This window comes from Lentibacter sp. (genome assembly GCF_965658795.1).
GTDB lineage: Bacteria > Pseudomonadota > Alphaproteobacteria > Rhodobacterales > Rhodobacteraceae > Lentibacter.
The window spans coordinates 1-2,650 of sequence record NZ_CBFHTG010000037.1 but is presented as its reverse complement, the minus strand read 5'-3'; the positions used below and the strand labels follow the sequence as shown (position 1 = coordinate 2,650).

Annotated in this window: 2 protein-coding genes; both read right to left on the bottom strand. The window is 51.4% G+C overall.

All coding sequences use genetic code 11. The annotated features are described in order from the left end of the window. Positions 1-159: 159 nt before the first annotated feature. Complete coding sequence (locus tag ACTG3X_RS14340; RefSeq protein WP_439111957.1) at positions 160-1,299, bottom strand: glycine cleavage T C-terminal barrel domain-containing protein; 1,140 nt, start codon at positions 1,297-1,299, stop codon at positions 160-162. 162 nt (positions 1,300-1,461) lie between these two features. Beyond that, positions 1,462-1,953, bottom strand: a complete 492-nt coding sequence (locus tag ACTG3X_RS14335) for an Lrp/AsnC family transcriptional regulator (RefSeq protein ID WP_439111956.1) — start codon at positions 1,951-1,953, stop codon at positions 1,462-1,464. Positions 1,954-2,650: the final 697 nt, after the last annotated feature.

Sequence of the window (2,650 nt, the reverse complement as noted above, 5' to 3'; positions counted from 1 at the left end):
CCAATCAGGGGCGGAATCAACAAGCAGATCGTAGCGGTTATTATACTGCACTGTGTGATCGTTCGAATATGCGCCAGTTTCAAAAACAGGTGTAGCGCGCTGCCAATGCAGTTCGATAGCGAGGTCTGACATATCGTTTTTCTTTCGTCTGGCAGGGCGTTAAGCGGCCGCGATTTGCTTTTTGGGATCATAGAATGGACGCTCACAAATCGTTGCGCCGATGGGGCCAGACTTCGTAATGACCTCAACCTGTGCACCAATCTTGGCGTGTTCTGCTGACACCATGGCCAAAGCGATGTTCTGCTCCAAACGTGGGGAGTAAACTGCGGATGTGACTTTGCCGATTGCCTCACCATCCGAATTGATTTCCCAGAACGTCGTGTTGGGGCCGGTGAGAGGATCACCGTCGATAATCAGGCCGATCTGCTTGCGGCTGACACCTTCGTCCTTGATGCGACGCAACGCAGCCTTGCCGATGAAATCAGCCTCCATGTCGAGGTTCACCAGCCGGTCAAACCCAAGCTCATAGGGGTTGGTGCTCATGTCGGCGTCCGCGTGATAAGACAACATGCCACCTTCGATGCGGCGAATGGACGATGTGTGCCCTGGCTTGAGGCCGAATTCCATACCGGCGGCCATTATGGTTTCCCACAGCAGATCGCCCTTTGATCCGTCGCGCAGATAAAGCTCGTAGCCCAGCTCGCTTGACCAACCGGTGCGCGACACGATCAGCGGAATGCCGTTCAACTCGACCTCGCGCAGCCAGTAGTAGCGCAGATCCATGATGTCGTCGCCAAACAGCGCGCGCATGATCTCGCCAGACTTGGGGCCCTGCAACTGCAACGGGGATACATCAGGCTCTCCAATGGTGACATCAAGGCCCGAGTGGATCGCAACGCCCTGCGCCCAGAGAAGGATGTCGCTGTCGGCCAGAGAAATCCAGAAGTGGTTTTCCGCCAGCCGCAGCAGGATCGGATCATTAAGGATGCCGCCATCCGCGTTGGTAATAAGGATGTATTTGCACTGGCCCACGGCCATCTTGGACAGGTCACGGCACGTCAGCATCTGGGTAAACTTGGCCGCGTCCGGGCCGGTGATCTCCACCTGACGCTCAACAGCCACATCACACAGAATCGCGTCGTTCACGAGGTTCCAGAAGTTCTGTTCAGGGTCCCCGAAATCACGCGGGATATACATGTGGTTGTAGACGGAAAACCCTTGCGCGCCCCACCGCACTGTTGCGTCAAAATAGGGCGACTTGCGGATTTGTGTGCCGAAACCGAAATCATCTGCTTGCATTGAAACGTCCTCCCGTTTGTGTGTGATCCTCCCGACCACAAACCAAAAATTCTGTTCCACAAATAGCTCGGGAATTACGAAGAAAGCAGTCTAAAGATTCTCCATGCATAGTCCAATGCAGCCGTTTTTCATGGTCTATGAGGACCGTTTGGTCCAGTGTCCTTATTTAAGATTTGAAGTTGCTAGCTTTGATATGTTGGGCAAGGCTGTTTTTACCTGGCGTGTTGCGAAGTGGGTCATGTAGCGGTCAATGCCAAGATCTTCGGTGTGGAGGTCTTCCACAAAATTTTGAAACTCAGTCAGGCTGGAGCTAATGACCTTCATTATGTAATCGACCCCGCCGCCGGTTGCGATGCAATCAACTATCTCGTCACGTCCGTTGATATAGGCTTCAAAACGGTCAAAGTCTGCCTTTCGATGACGGCTCAAGGAAACGGTCACAATCACTTGGGCGAAATCAGCAAGTCGGCTCAGTTCAATATCGGCGTGATATCCCCGAATATACCCTGCAGCTTTCAAACGAGTTAGTCGTGCCCAGCAGGGGGTCGCGGAGAGGCCACTTATTTCGGAGAGCTTCGCTTTACTTAACTGCCCATGCTTCTGCAGTGCGCACAGAATGCGGATGTCTGCGGCATCAAGAGCAAGTTTTTTCATTCACATTTTTCTCTCATGATATGATCGCACGGCTATAAGTCGCACAGCCGTATGTTAGATTAGGATTTATCTATCTGAAAGTCCTCCGTTAGGGGGCTAATTTTGCGATCAAAACAAAAAAATATATTTCTCGACAGCTGGGTTCCTAGCCAAGATGGGTTATTACTGTGCGATATTAGCAAGTCGCAGTATGTCTATTGGGAGAAGCAAAGCGATGTACGAGCTCTTTATTGCAGCCCTCAAACGTGTAACGCAATCGGGTGAGTGAGGGATGTGCAATAGGATGTCCGGTCATTTATCCATTGCGAAATGGCCTTTGGTTCCGCAAAGCAAGCCTGAGATCTTGGCACAAGGCACAGATTATTGTTTTGAGGTTATACATAAACGGGACCGCTTTCAGGACCACTTTTGAGTTTTTCGCTTTCTCTAACCTACTGCAATACAACGATAATCGCGAAAGTACGACGTCCTCTCCTGGGCACCAATAACCAGTCGATTTTCCCATATAAGCTAGCAAACGTTGATGTTGTGGCCTGCATAGGACCACTTTCGGGACCACTTTGTCGCGTTTGGGGGGGTGGTTTTTCAGGTTTGGGGAACACAGTCCTGAACATGAATGACGAGATGCCATAAGCCTTCCCCGCTATGTGTTCTGCCGTGCCAATGGCAGCTTCCGGTATAAGCGCAACGTGCCAAA